This window comes from Pseudomonas sp., from assembly GCF_049645325.1.
In the GTDB taxonomy this organism is placed as follows: Bacteria; Pseudomonadota; Gammaproteobacteria; order Pseudomonadales; family Pseudomonadaceae; genus Aquipseudomonas.
Window position 1 is genome coordinate 1 of the sequence record NZ_JBARTQ010000248.1, and the last position, 4,230, is coordinate 4,230.

Sequence of the window (4,230 nt, forward strand, 5' to 3'; positions counted from 1 at the left end):
AGACTTGTGTACACCCAGGAGCCGCTATGCACTTCGATCTCGCCGACCTGCGCCTGTTTATCCACATCGCCGAATCCCCCAGCCTGACCCAGGGCGCCAAGCGCGCGTTCCTCTCGCCGGCGGCGGCCAGCGCGCGGATCAAGGCGCTGGAAGGGCAACTGGACACCCGCCTGCTCTACCGCGACAGCCGTGGCGTGGAAATCACCCCGGCGGGCGAACGGCTGCTGCACCACGCGCGGCTGATCATGCGCCAGGTCGATTACCTCAAGAGCGAGTTCACCCAATACGGCGTGGATTCGGCTGGGCACATCCGCATCTTTGCCAATACCACGGCAGTCACCGAGTTCTTGCCGGAAGTGCTGGCGGGTTTTTTGTCCAAGCGCCCCGGCGTGACTGTCGACCTGCAGGAACGCCTGTCCCGCGACATCGTGCGCGGCGTGCTTGATGGCACCAGCGACATGGGCATCATTGCCGGCCCCGTGGAAGCGGCGGGTTTGCAGGTGTTGCACTTCAGCACCGACGAACTGGTGCTGATGGTGCCGGTCGGCCATCCCTTGGCGCAGCAACCGTCGGTGACGCTGGAGCAAACCCTCGCCTACCAGCACATCGGCCTGCACGAAGGCAGCACGCTGTTGAGTTTCCTGCGCGAACACGTGGAACGGCTCGGCAAGCATTTGTCGCTGCGCATCCAGGTGTCGAGCTTCGAGGCGATTTGCCGGATGGTCGAGGCCGGCGTGGGGATTGGCATCATTCCCGAGTCCGCCGCCCTGCGGCACAGCCGCACCATGCAACTGGTGGCCGTGAAGCTGGATGAGCCGTGGGCGATTCGCGAGCGCAGTATCCTGGTGCGTGAACTGGAAGCGCTGCCGGGGACCATTCGCGCACTGATTGCCACCTTGATGCCCGAAAACGCCTAAGCTGAACAGTCACCTTGCCAGAGGAGACGCCCATGCAACTCGAAGGATCCTGCCATTGCGGCGCCGTGACGTTCAGCCTGAACAGCGCCCACCCTTACCCGTACCAACGTTGCTACTGCTCGATCTGCCGCAAGACCCAAGGCGGCGGCGGTTATGCAATCAACCTGGCCGGCGACACCGACAGTTTGAAAGTACAGGGCCGCAAGCACATTTCGATCTACCACGCCCGCCTCAAACCGGACGGCGCCAACCGCGCCCATGCGAGTACGGCCGAGCGCCACTTCTGCTCGCAATGCGGCAGCGCCTTGTGGTTGTTCAGCCCTGAGTGGCCGCAGTTGATCCACCCGTTTGCCTCGGCGATCGACACGCCGTTGCCGGTGCCGCCTGAGCACACGCACCTGATGCTGGGTTCCAAGGCGCCGTGGGTTGAAGTCAGCGTGCGCAAGGGCGACCTGCAGTTCGACGAATACCCCGAAGAATCCATCGCCCAGTGGCATGAACGATTGGGCCTGACCCGTTAACAGTCTTTGACAGTTTCCCGACAAAGCTCTCAAAGACCGCTGTACGCCGCCGCCCTAGCATTCGAGCATCCAAACCACCTTTCGGGTGCTCGTTATGTTTCGCACGTTGCGCGGTATTCCGCTGTTGGGTTGCCTGCTGGGCAGTCTCGGTTGCCACGGGCAACCGCCTGCCCCGCCGCCGATCCCAAAGGGCGACTACGGCGCGATCATTCGTTACCTGCAAGCGCGTATTCCCCGGGAAATGGCCCGGGAGAATGTGGCCGGGCTGTCGATTGCCCTGGTCAACGGCCAGGAACTGATCTGGGCCCGCGGCTTCGGTCTGGCGGACAAGGCCCAGGGCGTGCCGGTCACAGCCAACACGGCCTTTCGCGCCGGTGGCATCTCGAAACTGCTCACGGCCACCGCCGCACTGCAACTGGTCGAGCAACACCGCCTGGAGTTGGATGAGCCCATCCAGCAGACCCTGCGTGAATTCCACGTCCGTTCGCGTTTTCACCGCGACCAGGACGCGGCAGACAGCGATATCACCCTGCGCCGCCTGCTCAGCCACCAATCCGGCCTGCCCAGCGAACACTTGCGCGACCTGCGCAGCACCTACGCCATGGGCCAGATGCCGATGCGCGTATCGGGCGTGTGGCTGAGCAGCCCGCCGGGCTCCCAGGTGGCGTATTCCAACCTCGGTTACTCACTGGTAGGTGCCGCCGTCGAGCGCAGCAGCGGCAAAAGCTTCGAAGCACAACTGCAAAACAACCTGCTCAAGCCCCTGGAGATGAACCAGTCGAGTTTTGTCGGCACCGGCACACAGTTGAGTTTCCGCGCGCTGGGTTACGAAGACGGGGTTGCCAGCACCGACGCCCAAGTGCGTGACCTTGCCGCGGCAGGCTTGTGGGCGAGCCCCAAAGACCTCGGCCACTACGTGCAGATGCTGTTCGCCCAAGGCTTCTACAAAGGCCAGCGCGTACTGGGGCCGGCGATGCTTGAGGCGATGTTCACCCAGCAAAATACCGGCAATGCCCTGGACTTCGACTGCCAGATGGGCCTGGCCTGGTTCCTCGCACCGTGCGGCGATGAACCGGTTGGCCCCGGCGTGCGCACTTGGCAGCACAGCGGCGGCGGGGATGATTTTGCCGCGCAACTGACACTGCTGCCGGACCAGCAACTGGCCGTGATCATCATGGCCAATGACAGCAACGCCGAAGACCTGGTGGTGTCGTTGTCCACCGACGCCTTGCGCATGATGCTCCAGGCGCAAACCGGCGATCAGGTCTGCGCCGATGACTGCCAGGCGCCGAGCCTTGGGCTCAAGCTGCGTCACGTGCCGGCCGCGGTCGACCGCAAACGCCTGGCCGGGTTTTATGCCACGGCCTGGGGCGTGTTCCGGATCACGGATGACGACAATCGGCTCTCAGGTGAACTGGCCGGGTTCGACTTCGAACTAATGCGCGACGACCAGGGCTGGCTGCGCGCACAGAAAAAAGTCCTCGGTTTTTGGCTTAAGGACCTCGGCGAACTGGGCCGCGTGCAGCTGGATGTAGTCACGGTGCAAGGCCGCCAGATTCTCACCGCGCGCAGCCACGGCCAGCGCATCGCCGTGGGTGAGCGTATCGACCCGCCAGCCCTGCCCCTGGCCTGGGCCGACACCATCGGCACCTACCAAGTGCTCAACACCCATGAACCCGACGCGCCGCTGAGCGGCATCAGCGTGCGCCTCGAACAAGGCTTCCTGGTGATACGCGGCCAATTGCACGACGAGCCGCTCACCGACTACATCCTGCTGCCCGTCGACAACGCCCACGCGGTACTCGCGGGCAACGGCTACGGCCTGGGCGACACCGTGAGCCGCCAGGTCAACGGCCTGAGTGCCTCGGGTTACTCGTTCAAACGCACGAATTCTCCGCAAAAAAACCTGACTTTCTGACATGGACGAACACCTGATGCGCTCAAAAAACCTCTGCCTGTCCTTCACTTCGCTGTGCCTGCTCGCCGCTGCCGACACCGCGATTGCCGAAGACTGGCAATACAGCCTCAAGGCCGGCATAGCCAATGCCCCGCGCTACAGCGGCAGCGATGAACGCATGACCGCGCCGTTGCTCGGCGGCAAAGTCGTGAGCCCCTGGGGGATTTTCCTCGACACCGACAAGGGCCTGGGTTGGGGCTATGAAGGCCATGCGCTGAGTTTTGCCGCCTATGTCGGCGCCAGTGGCTCACGCAAGGATAAAAACCAAACGCTGCATGCCGGCTCAAAGCGCCTCAAGGGCATGGGCGAGATCAAGGCACGCCCGCAATTGGGGGTCAGCGCCAGCTATAACCTGGGCGGGGTGATTGTCGGCGCAACCCTGGAACATGCACTCAAGGAAGACGACCACAAGGACACCGGCAAGGCCTACACCCACCTGGAACTGAGCCTGGGCACCAACCTGTATGAAGGCCGCTATGGCGCTGTCGATGCCAGCGTCAGCAGCCACTTTGGCGACCGTGAATACCTGCAGACGTGGTACGGCGTAACCACCGGGCAGGCGGCACAGAGCCGGTTCAAGGCTTACAAGGCCGGTGCGGGCAATATCAGCAACGGCATGAACCTGGTGTGGAGTGTGCCGATCAGCGAACACACGCGTTTCTCGACCTTGCTGGATGTGCAGTATTTGGCGGATGAAGCCGGCAAGAGCCCGATTGTGGAGCGGCGCTTGCAGACATCGGTGATGGGGATGGTCGAGTACTCGTTCTGATCGGGGGCCCAGCTGACTTGCGTTGGCTCAGCGGAAACGCGCGATCGTTCCCACGCTCCGCGTGGG

The 4,230-nt window shown here is 63.3% G+C and carries 4 protein-coding genes; all 4 read left to right on the plus strand.

Annotated features, from left to right (window positions below; all coding sequences use genetic code 11):
• Nucleotides 1-26: 26 nt before the first annotated feature.
• Nucleotides 27-917, plus strand: a complete 891-nt coding sequence (locus WBB95_RS10820) for a LysR family transcriptional regulator (protein WP_424487584.1) — start codon at nucleotides 27-29, stop codon at nucleotides 915-917.
• A 32-nt stretch (nucleotides 918-949) separates the two neighbouring features.
• Nucleotides 950-1,438, plus strand: a complete 489-nt coding sequence (locus WBB95_RS10825) for a GFA family protein (RefSeq protein ID WP_424487585.1) — start codon at nucleotides 950-952, stop codon at nucleotides 1,436-1,438.
• A 94-nt stretch (nucleotides 1,439-1,532) separates the two neighbouring features.
• Entirely contained in the window at nucleotides 1,533-3,356 is a 1,824-nt protein-coding gene (locus WBB95_RS10830) for a serine hydrolase domain-containing protein (protein ID WP_424487586.1), read from the plus strand.
• A 16-nt stretch (nucleotides 3,357-3,372) separates the two neighbouring features.
• A complete protein-coding gene (locus WBB95_RS10835) occupies nucleotides 3,373-4,164 on the plus strand; it encodes a MipA/OmpV family protein (RefSeq protein ID WP_424487587.1) in 792 nt (263 codons plus the stop codon).
• The last annotated feature ends 66 nt before the right edge of the window (nucleotides 4,165-4,230 follow it).

Coding starts and splice junctions, on each gene's coding strand:
- WBB95_RS10820 (WP_424487584.1), top strand. CDS start 27: ATGCACTTCGATCTCGCCGACCTGCGCCTGTTTATCCACATCGCCGAA.
- WBB95_RS10825 (WP_424487585.1), top strand. CDS start 950: ATGCAACTCGAAGGATCCTGCCATTGCGGCGCCGTGACGTTCAGCCTG.
- WBB95_RS10830 (WP_424487586.1), top strand. CDS start 1,533: ATGTTTCGCACGTTGCGCGGTATTCCGCTGTTGGGTTGCCTGCTGGGC.
- WBB95_RS10835 (WP_424487587.1), top strand. CDS start 3,373: ATGCGCTCAAAAAACCTCTGCCTGTCCTTCACTTCGCTGTGCCTGCTC.